The sequence below is a fragment of the Nostoc sp. LEGE 12454 genome (assembly GCF_056620565.1).
In genome coordinates this window covers 63,810-90,107 of sequence record NZ_JBWQXL010000010.1, presented here as the reverse complement: position 1 = coordinate 90,107, position 26,298 = coordinate 63,810, and the positions used below count along the sequence as shown (strand labels likewise).

The window sequence follows — 26,298 nt, the reverse complement described above, 5'->3', positions numbered from 1 at the left end:
TCTGTGTACCTCTGCGCTTTCCTTAGCGTCCCTCTGCGTTTAAAAACGTAACTATTTTAGGTAAAGCTGTATAAATTGTCAGTGTTCAGATTAATAAATCCAGTTTTGCTTAGTCTGCAAATTGTAGGTTCCATCTAGCTCTGGAATCGCGTAGTAATAAGTCGGAACTTCCAGGGAGGCTTTGTCACCAAATATGCTCTCTAAATCTGCAATCGATCGCCTTGGGTAAGCGCTTCGGGCAAGAGTAGCTGTGTAGGGGAACAAATGCACCCAAGCATCGATTTCACCTCCGCAGAATCGGGACAGCGCCTCCGGTTGTGTCAAAAAAACTGGTTTAATGTCACTAAAATCGAGGCCGACTTTTGCCAGCGATCGCACAAGCACATAATGGGCACTTGAGCCTTTGTCAAAAGCGATCTTTTTACCCTTTAGGTCTGCCAGCGTCTGAATCGGCGAATCTTCCGGTACTAGAATCGCTTGACCTTTGGGAGCAGTATAGTTTTTCACTACACATATTTATTTTGCTATTAGTAAAACGTCGATACATGACAGATATATAATTGGTTAAACTTTGTTTTTGATCGAATAAATATGAGTGATTTTGACTCTTCTCAACATCGAAAAGATTATACTATCCTCTTAATAATTTGGCTGATCACACTAGCTATAGATAGAGCTTGGTTTTTGTTAGATGACTCGATTCCAGCCTTCGATCAAAGCGCACATTTAGCTACAGCATTACATCATTATAAAATTTTTCAAAACTTCAATATCTTCTCAGGAGATTGGTGGTTATCTCTGTGGGAATTAACTCCAAGTTATCGCGCTCCTTTTGTATATATTTGCACTGTCCCATTTTTAATGTTGTTTGGTCGTGGATATGACCAAGCAAGTTTGGTCAACTTATTGTATACTGCAATGATTATAGTTTCAGTATATCATTTAGGTAATTTTTTATTTAACAATCGAAAAATCAGCATAACTGCCAGCATATTTTGTGTGTTATTTCCTATTTTAGGAATTATTCGGACAGATTATTTATTAGATTATGGTTTGACGGCAATTGTTACAGTAACTTTTACAGTCTTAACAATTTGGAAAGATAGTTATATTGGGTTTTTCTCATGGGCGTTAACTATCCTATTGGGCGTTGGAATAGGTTTAATCTTATTGGCTAAACCTACAGGTTTTATTTTTATTTTAGTTCCTAGTATTTGGGTATTAATTAATATTATAAGAAAACGTAGATTTATCAAACTAATTCAAACTTGCTCATCGTTGATAATAGCTTGGTTAATTTGTAGTTTTTGGTATGGCTTAAATTGGTTAACAATTATTACATCAGCATTAAATGCTAACCAAGTTGGAAAAAGGGAAGGCGATCCTTCTCCCACAACTATTGCTGGGTGGTTATACTATCCACAAATGATCCCAGAAACCGTTGGTTTACCAATATTATGTGCGAGTATTGGCATTTTATTGGTTTATCTGATTAAATATAAATTTACTACTAATTTAATTTCAGAAAATCTCCATAAATCGGCTCGAATGTGGTTATTAGTTACCTTAGTAAGTAGCTATATAATTTGTTCTTTGGGCACAAATAAAGACATTAGATTTATTCTGCCATGCTTTCCGATAATTAGTTTAATATTGGCGGATTTATTCAATTTAGTTGAAAATATATATTTTGATAGACTGAGATTAGCCACTTTAGTATTAAGTTGCATAGTTTTACTAAACAATTTGTTTCCATTACCCCTAATTCAAGCATGGGGTGGTAGACATTTACCTAATAATGATGCTAAAGAATATCCTCTGGAGAAACTGATACACAAAATCACCGAAACCAATTTATATTTAAGGTCGAATTTAGGGGTAATTCCTGTTTCTACACCGCAGATAAATGAGTATACTTTAAATTATTTTGGGACATTAGCAGATTTCCGCGTATCTGGCAGAAAATTAACAACCAAATTGTCTCAGATAGAGCAAGATTTACAATATTTTTGTTGGTATATTACTAGAGATAATGAACCATATAAACCTGGAGAAAGTGGAGAGACTAAACGGAAATTCAAATCTTTAGTCGAATCTTCTAATGATTTGAAATTACAGGGCGATTGGATATTACCTCAAAAAGATAAAATGCGATTATATAACTGCAAAAATCCTCCTGTAGTTGTTGAAAAAATAAATAATAACGAGTCTGCAATTAGTCTAGAAAAAGTAGCGATTTCTCAGCAGTTAATTTTGGATAAAAACAACCCTGTAAATTATGAAATAACAGGTTCATGGAATGATCTGCAAAATGGGATATTACTGTTAAAATGGCAAAATGACCAATCATCTTGGTATCACGATCATGCCATTGGCTTGGGTAATTTATACTGTGGCATAAAATGTCATCCTGAAGGAAGTTTCCGGGTGAAAGAAGCTTTAGCTACATTTATTCCTAAAACATTACCACTAGGAAAATATCAGCTATCAGCACTATATTTAGATAGAAGAAACAACAAAGCTACATCTTTAAATATTCCAGATACTACTGTAAATGTGACAGATGTAGGAACAGTAGAAAAATCGCCAGCTTTAGATTTAATTACCCGAACTTCACAGCTAGCACAAGAGTTACAACAGGGTAAATTAAAGAATATATTTGTGCAGATAGCTCATTTCAATCAATACGATCCTACTCAGGATTATTTAAAACAAATTGATTTTGCGGCTAATTATTATTTGCAAACAGAGCCAAATAATTTAAATTGGCGTTACACTTTAGTCTTATCACAACTTTTACAGCGCCAAGTCCCGGAATTAATCCAAAATTTAAAAGAATTAACTAAATATGATGCTCAAAATCCTTACACATGGATTTATTTAGCTTTTGTTTATTTATATAATTTTCAACCTACACAAGCTGAACCAAAATTAGCGATCGCAGAACAATTAAAACCAGATATCCCAGAATTAAAAACTTTAAAAAGTGTAACTAATATTATGAAATTTTTGCCCCTACAATGGTTTGCTACCAAGGAATAGGACAAACGGGGGGCAACGTCGATGTTACGATTGAATAGTTGAGCCTATAATTACAATTGTTGGGGAGACTCCAAAGCATGAGTGAAATTGCGGAAAAACTTAAACTCGAACTTTCTCAGCTTTCTGCAAAAGAACGCGCTGAAATTGCCTACTTTTTAATTCATTCTCTAGATGAGGGTATAGATGATAATCTAGAAACTGCTTGGGATACGGAATTAACCCAACGGTTGGAGGATATTAATCGCAAAACAGCTATTGGAGAACCATCATCTCAAGTTTTTTCTGAGTTACGAGAAAAATATTCGTGAAGTTTATTGTTATCCACACTGAAGCTCGGAAGGAGCTTGATGCTGCAATAGCTTATTATGAAGCTCAAAAAGTAGGCTTTGGGCTAGATTTACTATCTGAAGTGGAAAAAGTTATTCTTAAAATTCAGCAAACCCCCTATTTAGGAACTCCACACAAGATTGAAGGAATACGTCGTTATGCTATTCAACGTTTTCCCTATCTGATTTTTTATACGGTGCTTGAAGAAGTGATTTGGTTATTGCGATTGCGCATGGTAAGCGCAAACCGAATTACTGGAAACAAAGAAATATTGAAATTTAATAAAAATACGTTGATCGCACTAATAATTTTGTGGCTCTTTATTAACTTAGTATGCCAAACTATGAGTTTAAATAGCTAAAAGGCTGGTTATTCCTAAATTTAATGCTTTAGCCGCCCAAAAGAATTTTGGGTATCGTATGATGCAAATTTTTACAAAAAGTGAATCTTCAGATACATATTTTGCCACTTTATAATCGATTTTTAATTATTCGTTAATAGATATGAGTTTTATCGTGAATAACGGCATGATTGCTGTGATTGTCGGATAAAAAGCATTATTATGATGCAAATAGCTGTAGTTAAAAATTGACTATTATCAAGACATATAAATAACTTTAGTTGCTGATTGTAAAAATATAAATAAATATTTACAATAAAATAAAAAAAGTAAAATAATGTCAACGAATTTGATAGAAAAAAATATTAAATCTGTCCAAAAGTAGAGATAATTTTTAGAAGACGAAAACAATACAAACCATTTACTTGGATAAGGTTTGATGTCGAGAGACTGTTCCAACTTCAGGGGGAGAATTCAGCAAGTGAAGGCTCCGGTGTTATAAACCTGAAGAGTAAATAAAAGGGACTGGGCATGGAAAAGAAGCATCGGAGCGGGGTGCAAAAGGGAAAACTCTTCTCCCTTGCTCCCTGTTCCCTTGCTTCTTCCACAGTTCCCGATACATAGAGAAAAAGTTAAGCGCGAGGACTTAGATTTAGTATGGCTAATAGCAGTGCAATCACCGCAGCACGACACTTGAGTGAAAAGTTACCTTCACCGCTCAAGCGTTTAGCAGATTTGGCTTATAACTACTGGTGGAGCTGGAGTGGCGATCGCATCTCCCTATTCCAAACAATCGATCCCCAAGAATGGGAACGCTGTGGACATAATCCAGTAGCGATTTTAGAGTCGGCAACTTATGAGCGTCTGACGCAATTAGCAGAAGACCCATTTTACATAAAGCAGATATCCGCCCTCGCGCGTGAGTTTGACCAATACATCAACCAGCAAGATACTTGGGTCAGTCGAGTTGCACCGCAAGTATCTGCATTGCATCCTATTGCTTACTTTTGCGCCGAATTTGGCATCCATGAATCTCTACCCGTCTACTCTGGCGGCTTAGGAATTCTCGCCGGGGATCACTTGAAATCATCATCAGATTTAGGCGTGCCGTTGGTTGGTGTTGGTTTGTTATATCGCCAAGGTTATTTTCGGCAACGCTTGAACCGCCAAGGTTGGCAAGAAGATTATTATATTGACAATCCCTTTGGCCACATGCCCCTGGAGTTGATTAAAAATGAGCAAGGGGAATCGGTGACTATCGAGTTACAAGTTCGCCAGCGGGTTGTGAAAGTGCAAATCTGGCGAGTGCAAGTTGGACGAGTCACCTTATATTTATTAGATAGCGATCGCAACGATAACGATCCCATTGACCGTTGGTTGACGGGACACTTATACGGCGGTAACTTGGAAACCCGCATCGCCCAAGAAGTCGTTTTGGGAATTGGTGGTGTTCGCGCCCTACACGCCTTGGGAATTGAACCTTCTGTCTATCACCTCAACGAAGGACACGCTGCATTCTGCACCTTAGAAGTTGCGCGGGTAGAAATTGAGCGGACTGGGAAATCCTTCTACGACATCGAAGCCAAGGTGCGGAACAGTTGCGTATTCACCACCCATACCCCCGTTCCCGCCGGTCATGATGTCTTCTCACCCGATTTAATAGATTCCTTCTTTGCCAGCTATTGGCCGCAATTGCGACTTTCCCGCGAGCAATTTTTGGCATTGGGTGCAAGGCGATTGGGCGATCCTTGGGAACCCTTTGGGATGACCGTTTTAGCATTGCGGATGTCTCGTGCTTGCAATGGCGTGAGTGAATTGCACGGTCAAGTTTCTCGTAAAATGTGGACAGTTCTCTATCCGCAGCGATCAGAAGATAAAGTACCAATTGGTTACATTACCAATGGCGTTCATGCACCCACTTGGACTGCACCCTTGTTAGGTGACTTATATGACCAATATTTGGGAGAAGACTGGAAAAGTCGCGCCGTCGATCCCAAAATGTGGGCTAAAGTTGATGAGATTCCCGACGAGGAATTGTGGTCGCGGCATCTCATTCTCAAAGAACGATTGATTGCCTTCACCCGTTATAAGGTGAAGAAATCACGGGAGTTGCGTGGCGAAAATCATGAACTCATTCAAGCAACAGAAAAATTACTCGATCCCAATGTATTGACCATTGGATTTGCCAGACGCTTCAGCCCTTATAAACGCGGGGATCTGATTTTGCGCGATGCCGAACGCGCACTGAAGATTTTTGATAATGCTCAACGTCCAGTACAAATTATCTTTGCAGGTAAAGCGCACCCAGCCGATGAAGAAGGTAAGCGGATTATTCAGCGCTTGATGGAGTGGTGTCACAATTCCGGGATTATCAACCGAGTTGCCTTTATTGAAGATTACGACATTTACACTGGTCAAAAATTGGTGCAAGGTGTGGATGTTTGGTTGAATAATCCCCGTCGTCCTTTGGAAGCGTCTGGTACGAGTGGGCAAAAAGTCTGCTTCAACGGCGGTCTTAATTGCAGCGTTTTAGATGGCTGGTGGTGCGAAGGCTACCAAGCAGGGCCAGATGGTAAAGGAATTAACGGTTGGGCAATTGGTGAAGATGCTAATACTAGCGATCAAGAATTGCAAGATCGGATTGATTCGCGATCGCTTTATCAGCTGTTAGAAGAAGAAATCGTTCCTCTATACTATGACCAAGATGCCCAAGGTATTCCCCATCGTTGGGTGCAGATGATGAAAACATCCATTAAGACAAATGCGCCGTTATTCAACACCGACAGAATGATTGCCGACTACGTTTCACAGGTGTATGTCCCAGAAATTTCTAAGAGTGTGGAACCAATTTTAGCTAAAGTACTGCTTTAGAGCATTTTTAGTTTCCTGGTTAAATAGAGGGGCGGGTTTTCTGCCCCTTTTTTTGCTCCTAGTATCGCTTGCGATAAGATCGAGAATAAATTCATGCTGTGTTTATGGCAACCCAACTCAGCCAAGCTAAATCACCAATAGAACTGGTAATCTCTTGGGAAGCCTTGCCCAAAGATTTTCAACTAGAGGATGAACCAGTGGAGAATACCGGTCAGCCACTTTTGGCTGGTGCTTTGCGTGAAAGCCTAGAAATCAGTGGATTCATTCAACCTCAGATGTTGATAGCTTCAAACTTTGGTCTTTGTGCGACAGTCAACGAGCAATTTATTGCCAAAGCACTAGACTGGGTTTATGTGCCATCGGTTAATGAAGTGGTGGGTAATCGCAAAAGTTATACACCCAATTTAGAAGGAGATATTCCGGCGATCGCTATCGAATTTTTATCCGATACTGAGGGTGGAGAATATTCAGTCAAGCGAACTTATCCACCAGGAAAATGGTTTTTCTACGAGCAAATTTTGCAAATTCCCATCTACATAATTTTTGAACCTTATGGCGGTTTATTAGAATATTATCAACTGGAAAATAAACGCTATGAGTTAAAGCAACCTGACGAAAATGGTCGTCATTGGATTGATGTAATGGGCTTATTTTTAGGAACTTGGCAAGGAACAAAAGAAGGTCGCACTGGTTATTGGTTGCGCTGGTGGGATCGAGATGGTAACTTGTTACCGTGGGCTGTAGAACAGATTGAACAAGAACGCCAACGCGCCGAACAAGAACGTCAACGCGCCGAACAAGAACGCCAGCAAAAAGAACGACTGATTGCGTACTTACAATCTCAGGGTATTGACCCGAATAACTTGCCCTTGTTTGAGTAGATGCAATTCATGAATTGTCCTTACAATAATTATCTGATTGTGCAAAATAAACTAGTTTATTTTGCACAATCAGATAATTATTGAGAAACAATATCCCCGACAAATTTTTCGAAGTCAGGGATCTACGATTTACACTTTTCACAAATAAAATAGGATTGTTATAAGAGGATGTTTGAAAAGTGGTTGGCTGTGATTTTAGGCACTAGCTGCTCCCCCCTAGCCCCCCTTTTTAAGGGGGGAACCGGAATCAAAGTCCCCCTTTTTAAGGGGGATTTAGGGGGATCTAGAACGTTTTGCTATTAAGAAGAGGACTTTTCAAACAACCTCTAAAAATCCTATTTTATTATCTGAATGAATACTTATTACTCTGGAAATATTTTTTTGAGTTCAGAAATATAATTGGAGTTGGTTGTTTTCCACTCTTGCCATGCATTTTGAATAGCTTCTTTTTGTTCTTGAGTTAACTGCCAAGAAAGTGGAGGATTAATTTTACCACGAGGAAATTTAATGGGAATATGCATAATTTCTATTCCTTTTTGACAAGATTTATCTTTGAAAAATTGCTGCACTTTTTCCTGCTCATCATGCTTGTAGCCACATTTATACTTGTCTGTCAAAAGTTCTATATTTAATGTATTGCCTTCGTTCTGTGTATCACTACGAACATTTAATAAAGCCAGCAATGAACCAATAACTTCCATCTGCCATCCCGGAGCGCCTTTTTCTTTTTGGGGATTCTCATCATCAGGAAAAGCATTTATTTGGATTAAAATAACTTTTTTAATTTGGTGAGATTGCTCAGATTCTAAGAGTTGATTCAGTAAATCTATGGTAGTACCAATACCAAAGTTGTCGAAATAACCACCATCACCTATATGATAATTCCATCTAGTGTCTTGGCTAGGACGACACACAGGAGATACATAAGGAAAAGTGGCAGATAATCTAGCGGCTGTCGTCACATCAATATCATATTCTGGATAAAGGGTATTAAAATCTATAGATTTGCAATCCTTATGCAGGCTAAAAGTCATTGGACTAACTAAAAAACGCCTCCCATCTTCAACTAAAGTTGCATTAAAAATCGGAATAGGAATAATTCCTTGGTCAATTTTATCGCTCCAGCTACCTAAACTTGCATCGGGATTTTTCATTTCCCCTTTCCAATCTATTTCGATAGCAGTACCACGGTCTTGCTCAGTTGTAGTATTTTTCTCTTTCTCTTTTGGTAAGACAAAAGGTAAACCAATAAAACGAAGTAAATCTGGATAAGCGAATCCCCAGCCTGTAGCATCCAAACTATCTTCTGTAGCACTTTTAAAAATCTGTTTTAATTGATTTTCTTCTGGATAACCCCGATCTCCAAATCTATCCAAATAAAACATTGTTCCGACAGAACCACCAGAAACTGAGCTTATCCAACCAATAGCTTTGGTAAATTTAGATCCAAGTTCTTGGTGTAAACCAGTTAAAACTTTAGCTGTCCATCCAGATGCTTGAATACCTCCACCACTAGCACAAACTACTACTAAAGTTTTATCTTCAGTTGGTTGATTTTTCAGACGTTGAGAGATAACATTAATCCACTTTTCTTCTGTTGGTTTGAGCCAGTTATCTTTTGAGTATATTTTGTAAAAATGGTCTACCTTGAAAATAGCATAAGAAACAGATGAAATTGCTAAAAATAATAACAATGTAGGAATGCGAGACACATCAACAAAGTAAGAAATTCCTCCTATCCAGACTACAATAACTGACAAAATGAGAGTAATATAAAAAAGAGCAGGAGCTTCAAATCTTTTTCTGTTTGGGCGAGGTTTCAAGATAAAATAACCTAATCCGTAAACAATTAATAGAAAAATGGAAAATACTGTTATTGCAGCAATTCCGTAAGATAAATTACCATTTACATCTACATAACCTCTTTGTATTCTTTCTGGCAAAAAATAAATTATTTTCAAGAAAACCTGTTTGAAAAACTGATTTGATTGCAAAAACTTATTGTTAAAGTAATTTGTTATTAGCAATAAAGCTCCTACAATAATACCAAATATAATTCTCCAACCTTCCCAGCTACGATCTGCTTCTTCTATTTCTTTTTTAGAAAGCTGAATCGCCTTTATGGCAATCGGAAGACTTAAGATAATAGCGATTAAATATTGAAGAAATTCTGGAATTTTTTGCTGCTGAGGTACATCAAAACGAAGATGGGAATTATATAAGATGATATCGAAAACTTGTATCGTAGCCAGTCCTGCTAAAACTGCACCTCCAATAACTAAAACCAACTGATTAGAAGTGCGAAGTACAAATAAGTTTTTTAACATCGCTGATAAACCAGTATTTACTGAAATTGTTGGCAAGAATAACAGCAATAAACCAACAATTATAGGTACTCGCAGAAAAAAAATGTATTGCAATACACTGTAGAAATTTTGTAGTATTAAAATCAGGAATGCTAGTCCCAACCACAAGACAATACCGTTAAAAACCTGTTGTCTTTTGTTCATAACAAATCTCTGTAAATGTACAAAAATTTAATTGTTTTTGTTGATATTGGCTTAAATCTTGCACCCAGCTTTCAGATAAATGAGATTGAAGAAGAATTCAAGAGTAACAATTCAGGAGCGGAGCCGGAGACGCTCTGCCTCCAGTCACTCCGGTCAGAATCAAAACGCTTGTAGACTCGCTCTAGGAGCAAGATATAAGCCAATACATTTTGATACATAAGAACAGATCAAAATTCCGCAAAGGTGATTATGAAGTTATATTTAGTTAAGTATTAAGGAGTGCTAAATATGTATTGATACCAGAGTCTAAAAAATATAAAGCATAAGCAGATTTTATCACCCAAGTAAATAATGCAGGTTGGAGCGGTTATGCTTTTGGGCTAATCGATCGGGTCTGGCTTAATCGCCTGGATTCGTTCGCTAAATATGTAGCTTTCCAGGCGTTTACCTGATTTCAATCTTCAAGCATCTCCAACAATTGCACCTCACTTAACTGCGTAATTCCCAAGGAAATTGCTTTATCTAACTTGGAACCGGCATCTTCTCCTAACACTAAATAATCTGTTTTTTTACTCACTGAATCAGTTACTTTTCCTCCATATTTTTGAATCAAAGCCTTCGCTTCATCTCGTTTCAAGGTTGGCAATGTTCCCGTAATTACAAAACTTTTACCTGCGAACTTTTGATTACCATCCCCAACTATTTTTGTTTCCTCTGGGGCAGTTAATTGCAATCCTTCTGCTTGTAAGCGTTCTATCAATTTTTGGTTAGCATCAATCCGAAACCATTGGTATACTGATTGGGCAATTTCAGCACCAATACCGTAAATGCCTTCAATATCTGATTGCTTTGCCGTAGCTAACTGGTCTACAGCGAAATATTTCTGAGTCAACAATTGAGCATTTACACTGCCAACGTGACGGATACCTAAACCATACAATACCCTTGACCAAGGTTGATTTTTTGATTGAGCGATCGCATCAATCAATTTCTCTGCCGACTTTTTCCCCATCCTTTCCAATTCAGATAATTTCTCTGCTGTCAACTCATATAAATCGGCAACGGAATGCACCAAACCTTTATCAACGAGTTGATATACCAACTTTTCGCCCATACCTTTAATATCCAAAGCATCACGACTTACCCAATGTTCGATGGAACCTTTGAGAATTGCCGCACAGGAAGCATTGACGCACCGAGTCACCGCCTCACCTGATTCTCGCACCACAGGTTGACCGCAGACTGGGCAATGGGTAGGCATGACGAAGGGTTCGGTGTCAGCAGGACGGAGTTCTTTGATTACCCTCAGCACTTCTGGGATGATTTCTCCAGCTTTGCGGACAATGACAGTATCGCCAATGCGGATATCTAATTGAGTAATGCGATCGCTATTATGTAAAGTCGCGCGGGAAACTGTTGTTCCCGCCAGTTGCACCGGGCGCATTTCAGCTAATGGCGTTAACGCGCCCGTTCGTCCCACATTGACAGCAATATTTTCTACACGGGTAGGTGCTTCTTCGGCTGGGTACTTTAAAGCGATCGCCCACCGGGGGAATTTCTGCGTAAACCCTAGCTGTTCCTGAAGTTTAAAAGAATTCAACTTCACTACTACCCCATCAGTCATGTAGGGTAAATTCAGCCGTTCCGTGTCCCAATATTCATAATATTTTGCCACTTCTGCGATCGAGGCACACAGTTTGTGGTTGGGGTTGACTCGAAAACCCATCTTTTCCAATAACTCCAACGCTTCCCATTGGGTATTCGCAATACTGGTGTCATCTCTACCAGGAATGTGTAGGGTGTAGCCAAAGAAATCTAACCGCCGTTTAGCAACAATGCGGGAATCTAGTTGCCTGAGTGTACCAGCTGCGGCATTACGGGGATTGGCAAATAATTGCTCGCTGGCTTTTTGCCTTTCCTCGTTGATTTGTTTAAATACTTCTAAAGGCAAAAACGCCTCGCCTCGCACTTCCACTCTTTCGAGAATTTCTAACCCTTCAAAATTCAAACGTAAGGGAATTGAGCGAATTGTTCGCACATTTTGAGTGATATCTTCACCCGTCACCCCATCACCCCTAGTTGTCCCTCTAACTAGAATGCCATCTTGGTAGGTAAGAGCCAAAGCAGAACCATCAATTTTAAGTTCAGTGACATATTCTACTGAATCTATTTTCGGTACTTGTCGCCGCCAACGCTGATCCCACCCTTGCAACTCATGAATATTGAATGCATTCTCCAGACTGTACAAGGGGATATTGTGCCGCACCGAGGTAAACTGCGTTGCCGGTCTCTCACCCACGCGCTGAGTCGGACTATCGGGTGCTGTCAACTCTGGGTATTGAGTTTCCAGTTGTTGCAATTCTCGATATAACTGGTCATAGACTGCATCCTCCATGATTGGAGCATCTAGGACGTAATAAGCGAAGCTTGCTTGTTGCAATAATTGGCGCAATTCTTCTGTGCGCTTTACTTCCGGCTTAATCTGTGTCATTAGAATTATTATAAAATATCTAGGATTAGGACTAAAAAATCATACATTTGTACTATACAAAATTTTGGCTTTTCAGCCATATATAAAGCTACATAAGTTTCACCAAAGCCCTCGGCATCCTCCGCTACCCAATACTTCGATAGGGCGATAGTGGCACGAAACTTTGTCTGATTAGAATAGGGAAATTGTAGCAAGAGGAAAAAATTCAAACATCATCCAAAGTGGATCTATCTACAGATAGATTTATTATTACTTAGCAACTAGCTACTGTCAGCCTTCAGTAGTGCGTTTGCCCTGAGTACTAAGTATAATTCCACAGGTAAATGTGGAGCGATCGCTAGTTAAGAAATCGCGATACAAAAGAATGTAGAGACGTAGCAATGCTACCTCTCTACAAGAGTTTAGAATAACGCATATTCAATTTCACCAAATGTCTATTAAAGAAGTGGTTGAGTAGCTGTGAATAGGCAAAATTTTGTGTCGGGTGGGGCATTGCCCACCCTTAACTGTTATCCGATTACCTCAGCAGTCTTCTTCTTATCCAACTTGAGAATCAACACACCCAAAGGTGGCAAACATAAATCCAGCGAATAAGGACGACTGTGCAAAGACCAATCATCCGTCCATTTACCACCTAAGTTGCCCATATTGCTGCCGCCATACTGACGCGCATCACTATTGAACAACTCGGTATAAAATCCCTTTTGCGGTACACCAATGCGGTAGTGAGAATGGGGTTGTGGTGTAAAATTGCAAATGACGATCGCAAAATCATCAGAATCCTTGTCACGACGCATAAAGGAAACTACACTATGGCGGTTATCGCTACAATCAATCCACTCAAACCCCGGTTCAGCAAAATCCTGGGTATACAAGACTGGTTCAGAACGGTAGAGATGGTTCAATTCCCGGAAAAACGTTTTTAACTGTTGGTGGGCTTCATGTTGCAATAAATGCCACTCCAAATCAGCCCAATCATTCCACTCACTCCATTGCCCAAACTCCATGCTCATAAACATGGTTTTCTTACCTGGGTGAGCAAACATATAGCTAAATAAACAACGCACATTAGCTAACTTCTGCCATGTATCCCCCGGCATTTTGCCGATGATATTGCTCTTGCCATGCACCACTTCATCGTGAGACAGAGCCAGCATGAAGTTCTCGCTGTGGTTATACCACATACTAAAAGTGATATTGTTTTGGTGGAACTGGCGGAACCAAGGGTCCATGCTGAAGTAATCCAGCATATCGTGCATCCAGCCCATATCCCACTTCAAGTTAAAGCCCAGTCCGCCTGTGTAGGTAGGCCAAGATACCATTGGCCAGGAAGTAGATTCTTCCGCAATTGAGAGAATGCCGGGGAAATAGCTAAAAATAATGTTATTTACCTGACGCAAAAAATCTGCTGCTTCTAGGTTTTCTCTGCCGCCGTACTGATTGGGCAGCCATTCTCCTGGCTCGCGGCAATAATCATTGTAGAGCATCGAGGCAACAGCATCGACACGAATCCCGTCAATATGGTATTTATCGAACCAGAAGAGGGCATTTGCTGCTAAGAAATTACTGACTTCATGGCGACCGTAATTGAACACCAAAGTACCCCATCCTTTATGTTCGCCTTTGCGGGGGTCAGCGTGTTCATATAGGTGGCTACCATCAAAGAAAGCTAAACCATGTCCATCTTTGGGGAAGTGACCAGGAACCCAATCTACAATTACCCCTATATCATTTTCGTGACATTTGTCAACAAAATACATGAAATCTTCGGGTCTGCCAAAACGCGAGGTAGGGGCATAGTAACCAGTTACTTGATAACCCCAAGAACCATCAAAGGGATGCTCCGCAATGGGCAGCATTTCTATGTGGGTGTATCCTAATTCTTTGACATAAGGAATGAGTCGGTCAGCCAGTTCCCGGTAGGTAAGGAAGCGTGCGCCCGGCTTTAGTCCAGAAACGACAACTACTGGTTCAGTTTCACCATTGGGAAGTTTAGCTGGTTCTGCACTTGAAGCGTGTAACCAAGAGCCTAAATGCACTTCGTAAACTGAAACTGGCTGAGTTAGGGGTTCAGTGCGACGCCGCTTTTCCATCCAGTCTTCATCACTCCAACTGTAAGCATCTAAATCAGTGACAATGGATGCCGTTTTCGGGCGGACTTCTTGCTGGAAACCATAGGGATCGGATTTTTCGTAAATGTGTCCTTCAAAATTTTTGATTTCATATTTGTAATGCTCTCCCACACCAATTTCAGGAATAAATAATTCCCAAATTCCGGTGGGGCCTTTACGCATTTGGTTTTTACGTCCATCCCAGAGATTAAAATCTCCCAGCAATGAAACGTTGCGAGCATTGGGTGCCCAAACGGCAAAATAAACGCCTTTAACGCCGCCGATTACCGTGGGGTGCGCTCCCAGTTTTTCGTATATTCGGTGATGGTTGCCTTCACTAAACAAATGCAAGTCAAAGTCTGTCAAGTTGGGAGAACGGAAAGCGTAAGGGTCATAAATGACTCGCTCATGTTCCCCTTCTTTAATCCGTAATTGGTAGTTTGCCAGTTCTGGAGTGTCTATCGTGCATTCAAAGAAGTGCGGATGATGCACTGTTTGCATTGGGTATTCTTTACGTTGTTCTGGAAGAACGACCCATGCTGCACTTGCATTTGGTAAGTAGGCGCGCACAGCCCAGACAGTTTTGCCGTCTTGTTCTATGGGATGAGAACCTAGTATTTCAAAGGGATCGTTATGCTGATTCCAAACGATGCTGTTAACCTGTTCAGGGGCGATCGTGGTCATGGACATGAAGCTACCTAAGTGAAATAATGTGATTGACTAAATCTACTTTTTAATATCTATATATATTCTTTACATTTATTTGCAATTTTGTCGCCACCGTTATCCTACATCAGAATGGGGTATTGAGCATGAGGCGTTGGGCATAGGGCAAAACAGTTCTGGGTTCCGAGTGCTGATTAGGGAATCTTACTTCTTTACTCAGAACTCAGCACGGGCTAAACCCTAACTATCCGCTAACATAACTGGCACTATTGAGGGGTATTGGGCAGAGGATGAATGACAAATGACAAATGACTAATGACTAATGTATCAAAAATTTAAAAATGGGAAAAACTGGAGTAAGGTTTTACGTATACGAAGCAAGAAAATCTGTTCTCGAATTTTGGGGTCTAGTTTTGGTGGCGGGACTTCTTGCAGCTGGGCTTGCAATTGAATATACTCGGCAGCTGTTAGGGATTTTCCATCAATAGGCGATCGCGCTTCTATAATAATCTTTGTCCGTAATATTTCTTCTGGTGTATCCTCTGGTGGCGGTAATGCTATTGCTGCCGATCTCCAATAGCTACTTAAGGCAATCGAGGTTGCACTAATTACTATTAAGCTCAGTAATTTTATAGATTTTCTCGTTTTAACTCTCCTCATCTTTTGAACTACGTTCACAACGCAGGATGAAAATCTGTTTTTCCTATGCCCAAATTTTCCCAATAAAAATCTGGCAACATCAAGGGAGATTACCAAGTCTTTCCTGATACGGAATAGACTACAGGAATGCTCAAGAGCAATTGCCAGCGATCGCGATAAATTAATTTTACCCTCTCACAACTCAGTAGTATAAGTAATTTAAAATGCCAAATGAGATAAGTTTTTACCTACAAAATAGCTTAGATTAACTCAACTCCCTTGGACTGAGAACAAGGTTTGAGCGGGCAGGACTTTCAGAAGGACACTTGGTAGAGGACATAACCCTCTTTACCAGTGTCCTCTACTTCCTGCCCTACTTAGTTGATATTTGAGCAAACTCTCGGCTCTGATAAACCAGCATAAAAATGAGGTTTTTTCGTGAACCCAATTAATTCGAGCGATATTTCGAGCTATGTAGTGAGGAATGCTGTCACTAAGTAGTTCTGGGCACGATTTAAACTAAAGTTTAAGATGCCTTATTTAGGTTTAGCAGGAGTAGTCGCTGCGGGAGTCGTTGCGGGAGTCGCTGCGGGGGTAGCGGCTGGAGTAGTCTTAACAGCAGGTGCATCAGTTGGTTCACCTGTAGCGGCTGGAGTAGCAGTACCAGCACCATCACCACCACCACCTTCACAGGCCCCAAGAATTGTAGCCAGACTTAACATTAGAGCAAAACCAAAGATTTTTGTTTTCATAACTCCTCTTTCACCAATTGTGGCTAGAACAATTTTTCGCCTGTTGAATACGATACCGTATTTATTGCTTTTTTTAAATTCTGCGAGATTACATACTTAAAAAAAACAATCCTTTGGGGTATTGTTTTTGGAATTACGTATCCTGATTAGTTTCTCTTAACTCAGGAGCAAAACGAAAATACCAACTTATTTAGCAAACGGAGCTATGATAGCAAAAAATTTTATTTTTTTCACAGAGTATTGCATCTGGCTACCTGACGTTGCCATACTTTAGGTGCGATACCTAAAGGGTAAGCTGTCCAGTTTCTAATCGCTGATTGCAAACATTGCATATCTAGGGGATGCAAACATTGATACAGCTACCTATCAGAAAAGTTAAAAGGTATAGTCTGTTATGTGTGCTGATTGCACAGAAGGTGATTTAAACCTGAGTAAAACAGACAATCAATCTAAGTGCAGTATTTTCCATCTAAAAAAATTTAAAAATTTATGGTAGTTGCTCGTAAATCTACTGTTTCTACAAGGGGTAATTGGTTCCGGCGAGATTCTATCCTTTCTTTAGGAAGGCGACGCTCTGCGCCTATGGAGTCAGCAGCACGGAGCGCTTCTACACCAGTATCGTCTCCCAGACAACAGCGTTCCTCGAAAAATTTAGCGGTTTCTCCCACAAATAAGGCAGTTATAGCTAAATCGGTGAAAGAGTTGGGTAGACAACAATTACCAAATCTCAACGAGCAGTTGAATGCGAATCAAAAGAATCCGGGGGAAGGTTTTCTTGGACTTCCCACAATGCCTAATTCTGGAACTGCACCTTTGTGGTTGCTGCGCTTGTATACCTTTCATCGTTATTCGTCAGTTGTGGCGTTCTTGTTAGTAGCATCGACACTTGCTGTTTATGGTTGGACAGTCTATTCTCAAGAACTTTGGGGTCAGTCATATCGCAGACTGCAAAGCCTCCAACGTCATGAACGGCTGCTAACGACAACCAACGCGACGCTAAAAAATAAAATGGCTAATGAAGCAGAACAACCAACAGCAGGGCTGGTATCGCCAACTCCTGAAGGAATGATTTTCTTGCCTCCAGCATCTCAAAGTCCTAAGTCAGCATCGCCAAACACAACACCAAATTCTGAAACTCAACCGCAAACACTTTCGCCACTGGGATACTAATCCCTAAGAGTCATTTGTCATTTGTCATTAGTCATTAGGACTGAGACTTCTGGTTAATCACAAAAGGCAACAGACAAAGCGCAAAGTCTGAGCGGAGGTTTCCTCCGATCAGAACTTTGTAAGAGAGGACAAAGGACAAACCCAATGCAGAAGTCACCAAGCAAAACAAAATTCAGAAAGTTTCGGAATCCAAAATTTACAGGGCGACACAAGGGTGAGAAACGAGGGCTTTTAGGAAAATTAGCGTCTAGTATGCAAGACCAAACATCCAACACTAAGTCCCGACTGTTCATCGTTTGGGGCGTATTAATGGCATCAGGGTTGGGGTTGGCTATTAACTTGTATAATCTACAAATTGTCAAGGGGCCAAAGTTAACTGAGTATGCACGCAACCAGCAAATGGTGAATGTGCGACCTTTTATGCCCCGTCGCCCAGTGGTAGATCGCAATAGCGATCTGTTGGCTATTGACCGCCCTGTATATACTTTGTACGCTCATCCCAAGCTGTTTGATAAGTCTAATGAAGATATGGCAGAGCGACTTGCCCCAATTTTGGCAAAAGATACTGCTGAATTGGTGAAAACTTTTCAAAGCAAAAGAAGCGGAATTATACTTGCGCCAGCTTTACCAGAAGAAATTATCGATCGCGTCATTTCTTTGCGCTTAAATGGCTTGGAGTGGGCTCAAAAATACTCCCGATATTATCCGCCAGACGATTTGGTTGCTGATGTGGTGGGCTACGTAAACATTGACCGCCGCGGTCAAGCTGGTGTGGAATACTCTCAAGAGAAGTTGCTAGAACGTCCTGTGCAAACGGTGCGGCTCAGTCGGTCGGGAAATGGGGCCTTAATGCCTGATCGGGCGCCCGAAGGTTTTTTGCATTTTGATGATTTGCGATTACAACTGACTATCGATAGCCGTCTGCAACGAATTGCTCGGATTGCGCTCAAACAACAGATGGAGAAGTTTGCCGCCAAACGGGGAGCGGTAATTGTCATGGATGCATTGGATGGTTCCTTACTCGCCCTCGTTTCTCAGCCTACTTATAATCCTAATGAATATGCTAAATCTGATATTTCACTATTTAAAAACTGGACAGTAGCGGATCTTTATGAACCGGGATCGACTTTTAAGCCTTTGAATGTGGCGATTGCTCTGGAAAATGGCATCATCAAACCAGATGATATGTTTAATGACTCCGGTTCGATTCGAGTCGCTAATTACACCATCAAAAATGCGATGAATAATGGTAATGGGCGCATCAGCATTGCTCAGATTTTGCAATATTCTAGCAATATTGGCATGGTGCAAATTATCCAACGTTTAAAGCCTTCAATTTACTACAACTGGTTAGAACGCTTGGGGCTAGGACAAAAAGTTGATACAGATTTACCTTTTGAGGTTGGGGGACGGCTCAAAAGTCAAGAAGAATTTATCGCTTCGCCAATTGAACCAGCTACTACTTCCTTTGGACAAGGCTTTTCCATGACACCCTTACAGCTAGTGCAAATGCACGGTGCTTTAGCTAATGGCGGTAAGTTGGTTACACCCCATGTAGTTCGCGGGTTGATTGATAGCAAAGGGCAGATGCATGATTCACCCACTCATACTATCCCCCGGCAAATTTTCTCAACCGCAACAACTCAAAAGGTTGTGGAAATGATGGAAACTGTTGTTACTCAAGGCAGCGGTAAGCCGGCACAAATTCCAGGATATCGCATAGCTGGTAAAACGGGTACAGCCCAAAAAGCTAGTCCCAATGGCGGATATATCAAGGGTGCGAGAATGACCAGTTTCGTGGCTATTTTACCCGTGGAATCTCCTCGCTATGTAGTGTTTGCACTGGTGGATGAGCCAAAAGGAGAAAGTGCGTATGGTTCTACTGTCGCCGCGCCAATTGTGAAGTCGGTGATCGAAGCACTGATTCCTCTTGAGCAGATTCCGCCCAGTAAGGCAATCGAGCAACAGAAGGGAGTGCCGTAGGGCAGGGGAGCAGGGGAGCAGGGGAGCAGGGGAGCAGTAAGTCTTTCCCCTCTGCCCCTCTGCCCCTCTGCCCCTCTGCCCCTCTGCCCCTCTTCCCCATTCCCCATTCCCCATTTCTTAGAAACTTAATTTTTCTTTATAACCAGGGAAAGAGGTACAGAAAGCTACTGGTGTGGAAACCTAGATATTAGAGGTGAAAGTAATTTCTCACTTTTCCAAAGTACCGAAGATTCCATGCAAAGCAATTTAGTTATATTTCCTAAGACTGAGGCTGCGAAAAATAGCACGCAAACTAAAGAAAGGACAATTACCAAATACGACCGTGCTGAGGAGCAATTTATAGAACTGCTAGCAATGGATGATTTGGATCGTCAACTGGATGCAAAACCTTCAATAGCCAGTGAGTTTGAACAGGCGCTCTCTATGGCAATTGGGGCTGCTTATGGAAACGATCGCTCCGATCGACAGGCTCAACGTTTTCTCCAACGGATACTTTATCGTATTAATCGGCTAAAGCTGTTTTGGTACGACGATTTGCGGCATTATAACAATGAGCGATCGCTGTATTTGCGCTCATGCCGCGACCAAATTGAAGCTGCTTGGCAACAGTGGGAATTAGCAGAATTCGATGTGGCTGCACTGCAAGAATTGGATGTAAAACAAGCTTTAATTGAGCGTGCATCTGCTGATTTAAATCCGCCTTTGTCGGAGAGTAGCCGCTACATTCGTGAGGATATGACTGAAGCTGGTTATCGTCACTTGCTAGCGATCGGCTCCTTTGATGGCTTGGTTGAAGCTAGTCATCTTTCCCGCATTTTGGGTGGTGCTGCTAATGAAGTGCAGTGTACGCTGATGCGAGTACTAATAGAAGAATATGGCAATGGTCGTTTATCTCGCAAGCACTCAACATTTTTTGCCCAAATGCTGGCTGAATTTGGCATGAACACTGAACCAGAGGCATATTTCGATTTAGTACCTTGGGAAGTGTTGGCTTCGACAAATTATAACTTTCTGGTGACTGAGCGCAAACGCTATTTCTTGCGTTACAGCGGTGGGTTGACCTATTTTGAAGTGGCTGGCCCTGCGATTTACAAAAATTATCTGGTGGCGGCGCAACGACTCTTACTCTCAGAAGTCGCGGTGGGTTATTGGGAACTGCACATCAGGGAAGATGAACGCCACGGACGTTGGATGTTAGATGATGTGGCTTTGTCATTAGCAGAACGATATCCCAATGATGCATGGGAATTGCTGCTTGGATACGACCTGCAAAAACGCATGAGCGATCGCGCGGGGACGGCTGTTGTGCGATCGATACGCGAAGCAGAATAAGCCGCCTTATTCGTATCAGCAATCTAAAAAATCAAAAATAGCAAGTTATTATTAGCCTTTTAATTTGACATCCTTAAATCATTTTATTGCTAATCCACTTGCGCTCAGATTTCTTTAGCAATCCTTTGCTAAAGGAAGAGTTTTTATTGCCTGCATACAAGGTAACAAACAACCATCTATTACATTGATTATACCTTAAACCTGGAAGTGCAATCAAATGAAAGATATCTTTTTTTGCCCTGAAGAATCTAATTTCTACTCAAACTGCTTAGAAAGCTTTGTGATCAGAAATTGTAAAAATTCTGAATCTATTGTGGAGTTTGGCTCAGGAGATGGTAGCCCTGTAATTAATTCTTTATTAAGAAACAACTTTGATGGTGTCATCCAGGGATTTGAATTAAATACTTCTGCATGGAAAGTTGCAAATTCAACCATTGATGAATACAATCTCACTAATAAATACATCATCCACAATTCGTCTTTGTTTAATTCTTCTCAACCCGACGCCGAGTATCTTGTAGCTAATCCGCCCTATCTCCCCGCACCAGATAACGATATTTATATGCCACTTTTATTTGGGGGTGTAGATGGAGCCACAGTTACCAATGAGCTTTTATCGTTAGGTTATGAAAATGTATTGGTTTTAATATCTAGCTTTTCTAATCCAATCAATACATTGAACATAGCAAAACAAAATGGTTATTATGTTCAAAACTTCATGGTGTTACCTTTGCAGTTCGGCTACTATAGCTCTGACCCCAAGGTGAAGAAGCACATCGAAAAACTTCAAAAAAATCAGATGGCATTTTATTCTGGCGATTATTATTTTTTAGCTGGAGTTTTATTTAAAAAATCCCAGGAGTCTGTAATTGATTTATCTAATCAATTAGCTCAGGTGATGACTAGTTTGTGAAAATAAAGAACAACTTAAGTGATGTTATCCCTTGCATAAAGTACAGATGTGTCTCTAAGCCACGCTTCGAGACATATCCTCAAAGATTTTCAACGAGCATTTTTATAAATCCAAATTCCCAAATAATCATTTTGTCTGCTTGAAGTTATTGCGTTAACTTCTTTGTTGTATGGCTGCACTTTTAGAGTGAGGTTTGCGCTTAAGTGCTGTAAATAAAATTACACCAGCGCCGAACGACAAAATAGGAACACCTGAAGTTGGTTCAGCTATAGAAACAGATGAGATTGGTGTCAACAGGAAGGCGTGTAATTCACCATTAACTGCACCACGACCGACAATTTGTCCATTATTATTAATGGCAGATGCAGCTGTTAAGGTAAAGCCACCCTCTGAACCAGGAGCAATCAGCTTATTTAAGTCGTACAGAGTGTTATCACTATAAAGAAAAGCCCGCAAACCGTTGCCATCTGCGGCAAAAAAGTTATTGTTAGTGCCAGAAAACCCGACTACTTGACCTAAATTATTGATTCCCAAACCAGCACTAAACAAATCTGTAGGATGTAACCTACCGAGGTCTTGGAGTCCTATGCTGGAACTGTACAGAAAAGCACGAGTATCATTTACGCCAGTAAGTCCCGAACTACCAACTACTTGTCCTGAGTCATTAATATCGTTTGCTTGACTGTATCTGTCACCAGGGAGGGTACCGAGATTAGTGATTATACCCTTGTCGGATAAAAAGGCTCGGCCGGAAGAACCGAAAATGCCAACTACCTGGCTTAGATTATTTATGCCATAGGCAACATAATTTTCTTTTAAATTATTGTTAATAATAGTCGTCGTACCATTGCTGTATTGGAAAGCGGCTCCGTTGGGAAAGGCAAGTTTTGGAAATATACCGCCACCAGTTGTACCGCCAACTACCTCACCTGAGTCATTGATAGCATAAGGAATGCCTTTAAGACCGATATTTTGCGTTATTCCATCACTGTAAATAAAGACGTTATTATCACTGTCGGTCTTACCAATGGAATTACCGACTACTTGCCCCAAGTTATTGATACCACTCACTGCAAGTACATTATCGCCAGGCAACGGACTAATTTTTTTGAGCGAACCATTACTGTAAAAAAAAGAACTGTCCAAAGAATTAATCGCTACTTCACCTGAGTCATTAATGTCTGTAGCATAACTGTAGGCTTCTTCTGTAAGATTGCCTAAGTCAGTAACTGAGTATAAAGATACCGCCAATGCGGACTTGGATGCAGTCAGACTGATTGCAGTGAAGGTTATTGCTGTTATACAGGATTTCCACTTAAGTAAAACCATGTTACCTTGCCGTGATTTTCTATTCCCCTACCAAATTACCACTGAACTGTAGGGTGGCAAGCTGCCGTATCTGGGTAATCGCTAAATACGCCATCAACACCTAAGCTGAAAAATAGTTCATATTCGCCTTGGGGATTTCCTTGAAAATCCAGTGGCAAAAAACAGTCTTCATTGCGGAAAGTCCAGACATGAACCAGCAAACCAGCCGCATGAGCATCTATTACTAAAGATGTAGGCGATCGCAATTTACCATTGTTGTCTCTGGGAACCAGTAAATTTTTATGAATTCCAATCGCTTGTGCATATTTGGCAATTTCTTTTAAACCTGATGCGGTGACTAAATCTGTATAGGTGCGATCGCAGCCGCTAACGACAAAATCATAAGGTTTACCGCTGTTATTCAGCAATTGCACTAAAGGTAAATCAGTCTTTGTGGATAAATCTTGTAAATTACCTACTTCAAAAGACTGAATGAAAACAGGTGCGTTAGCTCCTTGATAACCGTTGGCTGTTAAAGTTGCAAGTAGGGGTGCTTCTAAGGCTAACCCAATAGATTGAAAGTAAGTTGGGTGCTTAGTTTCCGGGTAAATGCCAATTGTGCGATTAATTTCGCCACTTTTAACCTTGACTAAATCGATAATTTCTTGCAGTGTAGGGATTTCAAAAAGTCCATCATAGGCGGTATTTTGCGATCGCAGTTGGGGAATTCGCTCTTTAGCTCGTAGTGTTTTCAGTTCTTTTAGGGTAAAGTCTTCAGTAAACCAGCCAGTTTTTGTTTCGCCATCAATTATTTTAGTGGTTTGCAGATGAGCAAATTCTGAATGGCTTGCAACGTCGGTGGTTTCAGAAATCTCATTTTCGTGACGAGCAATTAAAATACCATCTTTAGTGGAAACTAAATCAGGTTCAATATAATCAGCCCCAAGTGCGTAGGCGCAGCCCGCCGTAGGCATCGCTAATTCATAAGCAGCTAAAGTATGTTCTGGACGATAGCCGCTAGCACCTCGGTGTGCAATGATAATTGGAGATGTATCTTGCAATGTTGTAGTCATTACTTTACTCACCTAAGTAGGACAACGTAAACAATTAAAGGTTTCTAGTGAGGGCTTTGCTACTCAACCTACAACTATTTTTCACTTAATTTTAAATAAGTTAAAACAAATAAAACTCTCTTTAGATAGTTGTAATTTTTCATTAGTAATAGTTTCAAGAGTCTTTACATTTAATAATATAGTTATGTTCATTCCCACTGAATTATTTGTTGGCTGATAGTTTAATTATTCAAACCTACGGCATTACTACACTAAATCGATAAAGTTTTAGTAATATTTGAAAAACTAATATCGAACAATAAGTATTGCTATTAAATAATAAATCTGTCATATTTAAGAATCTTATTTGATCCCTCCTTTAATCCTATTGTGTTTAACACATCCTATAGGATTAATATTTGTCTTTTCAAAAAACTCAGTATATATCTATTTTTTTCTTCCGTGTTCCTTACCTATGCAAGTAAATTCAGAAATCAAATCGGATTTATAGATAATTAATTTGTTTCATTGTTCGCTAATAGGAATTAGATCGTGAATAGTCTACAATCTGCTCAACCTCCAAAACTTGATAGTTGTAACAACCAAGCGATCCTCAATTACTTTGAGAATGCTTGGCAACTGGAAGATATATTATTGAAAAGTCTAGTTGGGGAAGAGACATTTTATCTCAATCCTGACCCTTTGAGAAATCCTCTAATTTTTTATCTGGGACATTCGCCTGTTTTCTACATCAATAAATTAATTCAGGTGGGGTTATTAGAAAAACGCCTCAATCCAGAGTATGAAATTTTGTTTGAAATTGGAGTCGATCCAGAAAAACCAGAGGAGTTGAATGCAGCGATCGCTCATTTGGAATGGCCGCAAGTTGCACAGACTTGGGAGTATCGAGAACAAGCATATTCTGTAATTTCTGAAGTAATTAAAACCACCCCAATTACTCTGCCAATTCATCCCAATCATCCCCTTTGGGCTTTAATGATGGGGATGGAACACCAGCGTATCCACATTGAAACTTCTTCGATGTTAATTCGCCAATTGCCAATTGAGAGAGTGAAACGTCCTCAAAATTGGCAATATGCCCCTTTTAATGGTTACACTCCTCAGAACGAGACGATCGAAGTTGCTGGCGGGGTAGTAAAACTTGGTAAAGCCTTAGATGATTCAACTTATGGATGGGATATTGATTATGGCGATCGCATTGTTGAAGTTGCACCTTTTTTAGCCAGTAAATATCTGATTACCAATGCTGATTTTATCTATTTTGTTAAGGCTGGTGGCTACGAAAATCAAGAATATTGGGATGAAGACTCTTGGAATTGGAAAACTCGATACGGTATTCAATGCCCTAAATTTTGGTTACATGAAAACGGTAGCTACAAATATCGAGCTATGTTTGATGAAATTGACTTACCCCTAGATTGGCCTGTGGAAGTCAATCATTATGAAGCAATAGCTTATTGTCGTTGGCAAGGGAAAGATACTCGTTTAATGAGTGAAGCAGAATACCATTTAGCAACTTATGGTAATAGTTTATTAGATGATGTAGAAAATTATAATCTCAATTTAAAATTTGGTTCCCCTAGTCCCGTTGGGATGTTAGAAACAGCCAAAAGCTCTTCGGGATTGTATGATTTGCGTGGGAATGTTTGGGAATGGTTGAGTAATAACTTAAACCCTCTTCCAGGGTATCAGCCTCATTTCCTTTATGAAGATAATTCTGCGATATTTTTTGACGATCAACATCAAATGATGTTAGGAGGATGTTGGATAACTAATGGTACAGAAGCTTTAAAATATTACCGCAACTGGTTCCGTCCAAATTTTTATCAGCACGCTGGTTTTCGGATTGTTCAAGATATTAAACATTAACAGAATATGCCTCAGTCACA

At 40.3% G+C, this 26,298-nt stretch carries 18 protein-coding genes; 10 read left to right on the top strand and 8 right to left on the bottom strand.

The window, feature by feature from the left end; all coding sequences use genetic code 11:
* Positions 1-90 precede the first annotated feature (90 nt).
* Positions 91-507, bottom strand: a complete 417-nt coding sequence (locus tag AC1F2U_RS13475; RefSeq protein WP_480261575.1) for an ABC transporter substrate-binding protein — start codon at positions 505-507, stop codon at positions 91-93.
* An 84-nt stretch (positions 508-591) separates the two neighbouring features.
* On the opposite strand from AC1F2U_RS13475, the gene AC1F2U_RS13470 reads away from it, so the two are divergent.
* The 5 genes from AC1F2U_RS13470 to AC1F2U_RS13450 all read left to right on the top strand — a co-directional run bounded on the left by AC1F2U_RS13470 (position 592) and on the right by AC1F2U_RS13450 (position 7,461).
* Positions 592-3,042 carry a hypothetical protein gene (locus AC1F2U_RS13470; RefSeq protein WP_480261574.1) on the top strand — a complete coding sequence of 817 codons (2,451 nt, stop codon included), beginning with the start codon at positions 592-594 and terminating at the stop codon, positions 3,040-3,042.
* Positions 3,043-3,119: 77 nt separating this feature from the next.
* Positions 3,120-3,350, top strand: a complete 231-nt coding sequence (locus AC1F2U_RS13465) for an addiction module protein (RefSeq protein ID WP_480261573.1) — start codon at positions 3,120-3,122, stop codon at positions 3,348-3,350.
* Positions 3,347-3,730: a type II toxin-antitoxin system RelE/ParE family toxin gene (locus AC1F2U_RS13460; RefSeq protein WP_480261572.1), complete on the top strand. Its 384-nt coding sequence runs from the start codon at positions 3,347-3,349 to the stop codon at positions 3,728-3,730. Before AC1F2U_RS13465 ends, AC1F2U_RS13460 begins: the two co-directional genes overlap by 4 nt.
* A 636-nt stretch (positions 3,731-4,366) precedes the next feature.
* Complete coding sequence (gene glgP / locus AC1F2U_RS13455; protein ID WP_480261571.1) at positions 4,367-6,580, top strand: alpha-glucan family phosphorylase; 2,214 nt, start codon at positions 4,367-4,369, stop codon at positions 6,578-6,580.
* A gap of 104 nt (positions 6,581-6,684) precedes the next feature.
* On the top strand, positions 6,685-7,461 hold the full coding sequence (locus AC1F2U_RS13450; RefSeq protein WP_480261570.1) for a hypothetical protein: 777 nt from the start codon (positions 6,685-6,687) through the stop codon (positions 7,459-7,461).
* A 362-nt stretch (positions 7,462-7,823) separates the two neighbouring features.
* On the opposite strand, the gene AC1F2U_RS13445 is transcribed toward AC1F2U_RS13450, so the two are convergent.
* The 5 genes from AC1F2U_RS13445 to AC1F2U_RS13425 form a co-directional block, all read right to left on the bottom strand.
* Positions 7,824-9,971 carry a hypothetical protein gene (locus AC1F2U_RS13445; RefSeq protein WP_480261569.1) on the bottom strand — a complete coding sequence of 716 codons (2,148 nt, stop codon included), beginning with the start codon at positions 9,969-9,971 and terminating at the stop codon, positions 7,824-7,826.
* A 454-nt stretch (positions 9,972-10,425) separates the two neighbouring features.
* Positions 10,426-12,462, bottom strand: a complete 2,037-nt coding sequence (gene ligA / locus AC1F2U_RS13440; RefSeq protein WP_480261568.1) for an NAD-dependent DNA ligase LigA — start codon at positions 12,460-12,462, stop codon at positions 10,426-10,428.
* 509 nt (positions 12,463-12,971) lie between these two features.
* The gene (gene glgB, locus AC1F2U_RS13435) at positions 12,972-15,263 is read right to left on the bottom strand and encodes a 1,4-alpha-glucan branching enzyme (protein ID WP_480261567.1); all 2,292 of its coding nucleotides are present in this window, start codon (positions 15,261-15,263) and stop codon (positions 12,972-12,974) included.
* Positions 15,264-15,566: 303 nt separating this feature from the next.
* On the bottom strand, positions 15,567-15,899 hold the full coding sequence (locus tag AC1F2U_RS13430) for a hypothetical protein (RefSeq protein ID WP_480261566.1): 333 nt from the start codon (positions 15,897-15,899) through the stop codon (positions 15,567-15,569).
* 515 nt (positions 15,900-16,414) lie between these two features.
* The gene (locus tag AC1F2U_RS13425; protein WP_480261565.1) at positions 16,415-16,630 is read right to left on the bottom strand and encodes a hypothetical protein; all 216 of its coding nucleotides are present in this window, start codon (positions 16,628-16,630) and stop codon (positions 16,415-16,417) included.
* A gap of 489 nt (positions 16,631-17,119) precedes the next feature.
* Between AC1F2U_RS13425 and AC1F2U_RS13420 the strand changes: the two genes are divergently transcribed.
* The 4 genes from AC1F2U_RS13420 (at position 17,120) to AC1F2U_RS13405 (ending at position 22,028) form a co-directional block, all read left to right on the top strand.
* On the top strand, positions 17,120-17,800 hold the full coding sequence (locus AC1F2U_RS13420) for a hypothetical protein (protein ID WP_480261564.1): 681 nt from the start codon (positions 17,120-17,122) through the stop codon (positions 17,798-17,800).
* 144 nt (positions 17,801-17,944) lie between these two features.
* The gene (locus tag AC1F2U_RS13415; RefSeq protein WP_480261563.1) at positions 17,945-19,783 is read left to right on the top strand and encodes a peptidoglycan D,D-transpeptidase FtsI family protein; all 1,839 of its coding nucleotides are present in this window, start codon (positions 17,945-17,947) and stop codon (positions 19,781-19,783) included.
* A 234-nt stretch (positions 19,784-20,017) separates the two neighbouring features.
* Positions 20,018-21,115 (top strand): iron-containing redox enzyme family protein, encoded by a 1,098-nt coding sequence (locus tag AC1F2U_RS13410; RefSeq protein WP_480261562.1) that lies wholly within the window; start codon positions 20,018-20,020, stop codon positions 21,113-21,115.
* Between the two features lie 217 nt (positions 21,116-21,332).
* A complete protein-coding gene (locus tag AC1F2U_RS13405) occupies positions 21,333-22,028 on the top strand; it encodes a class I SAM-dependent methyltransferase (RefSeq protein WP_480261561.1) in 696 nt (231 codons plus the stop codon).
* A gap of 153 nt (positions 22,029-22,181) precedes the next feature.
* Here the strand turns inward: AC1F2U_RS13405 and AC1F2U_RS13400 are convergent, their stop codons facing one another.
* Together AC1F2U_RS13400 and AC1F2U_RS13395 are read right to left on the bottom strand one after the other, a co-directional pair.
* Complete coding sequence (locus AC1F2U_RS13400) at positions 22,182-23,357, bottom strand: DUF3466 family protein (RefSeq protein WP_480261560.1); 1,176 nt, start codon at positions 23,355-23,357, stop codon at positions 22,182-22,184.
* A 35-nt stretch (positions 23,358-23,392) separates the two neighbouring features.
* A complete protein-coding gene (locus tag AC1F2U_RS13395) occupies positions 23,393-24,409 on the bottom strand; it encodes a glycerophosphodiester phosphodiesterase (RefSeq protein WP_480261559.1) in 1,017 nt (338 codons plus the stop codon).
* A gap of 531 nt (positions 24,410-24,940) precedes the next feature.
* Between AC1F2U_RS13395 and ovoA the strand changes: the two genes are divergently transcribed.
* A complete protein-coding gene (gene ovoA, locus AC1F2U_RS13390; RefSeq protein ID WP_480261558.1) occupies positions 24,941-26,278 on the top strand; it encodes a 5-histidylcysteine sulfoxide synthase in 1,338 nt (445 codons plus the stop codon).
* Positions 26,279-26,298 lie beyond the last annotated feature (20 nt).

Bases quoted from the DNA above. Each gene is read 5' to 3' on its own strand.
- AC1F2U_RS13410 (WP_480261562.1), top strand. From the start codon at position 20,018: ATGCAAAGCAATTTAGTTATATTTCCTAAGACTGAGGCTGCGAAAAAT.
- AC1F2U_RS13470 (WP_480261574.1), top strand. From the start codon at position 592: ATGAGTGATTTTGACTCTTCTCAACATCGAAAAGATTATACTATCCTC.
- AC1F2U_RS13465 (WP_480261573.1), top strand. From the start codon at position 3,120: ATGAGTGAAATTGCGGAAAAACTTAAACTCGAACTTTCTCAGCTTTCT.
- AC1F2U_RS13405 (WP_480261561.1), top strand. From the start codon at position 21,333: ATGAAAGATATCTTTTTTTGCCCTGAAGAATCTAATTTCTACTCAAAC.
- AC1F2U_RS13450 (WP_480261570.1), top strand. From the start codon at position 6,685: ATGGCAACCCAACTCAGCCAAGCTAAATCACCAATAGAACTGGTAATC.
- AC1F2U_RS13420 (WP_480261564.1), top strand. From the start codon at position 17,120: ATGGTAGTTGCTCGTAAATCTACTGTTTCTACAAGGGGTAATTGGTTC.
- AC1F2U_RS13400 (WP_480261560.1), bottom strand. From the start codon at position 23,357: ATGGTTTTACTTAAGTGGAAATCCTGTATAACAGCAATAACCTTCACT.
- AC1F2U_RS13395 (WP_480261559.1), bottom strand. From the start codon at position 24,409: ATGACTACAACATTGCAAGATACATCTCCAATTATCATTGCACACCGA.
- glgP (WP_480261571.1), top strand. From the start codon at position 4,367: ATGGCTAATAGCAGTGCAATCACCGCAGCACGACACTTGAGTGAAAAG.
- ligA (WP_480261568.1), bottom strand. From the start codon at position 12,462: ATGACACAGATTAAGCCGGAAGTAAAGCGCACAGAAGAATTGCGCCAA.
- AC1F2U_RS13430 (WP_480261566.1), bottom strand. From the start codon at position 15,899: ATGAGGAGAGTTAAAACGAGAAAATCTATAAAATTACTGAGCTTAATA.
- glgB (WP_480261567.1), bottom strand. From the start codon at position 15,263: ATGTCCATGACCACGATCGCCCCTGAACAGGTTAACAGCATCGTTTGG.
- AC1F2U_RS13415 (WP_480261563.1), top strand. From the start codon at position 17,945: ATGCAGAAGTCACCAAGCAAAACAAAATTCAGAAAGTTTCGGAATCCA.
- AC1F2U_RS13425 (WP_480261565.1), bottom strand. From the start codon at position 16,630: ATGAAAACAAAAATCTTTGGTTTTGCTCTAATGTTAAGTCTGGCTACA.
- AC1F2U_RS13445 (WP_480261569.1), bottom strand. From the start codon at position 9,971: ATGAACAAAAGACAACAGGTTTTTAACGGTATTGTCTTGTGGTTGGGA.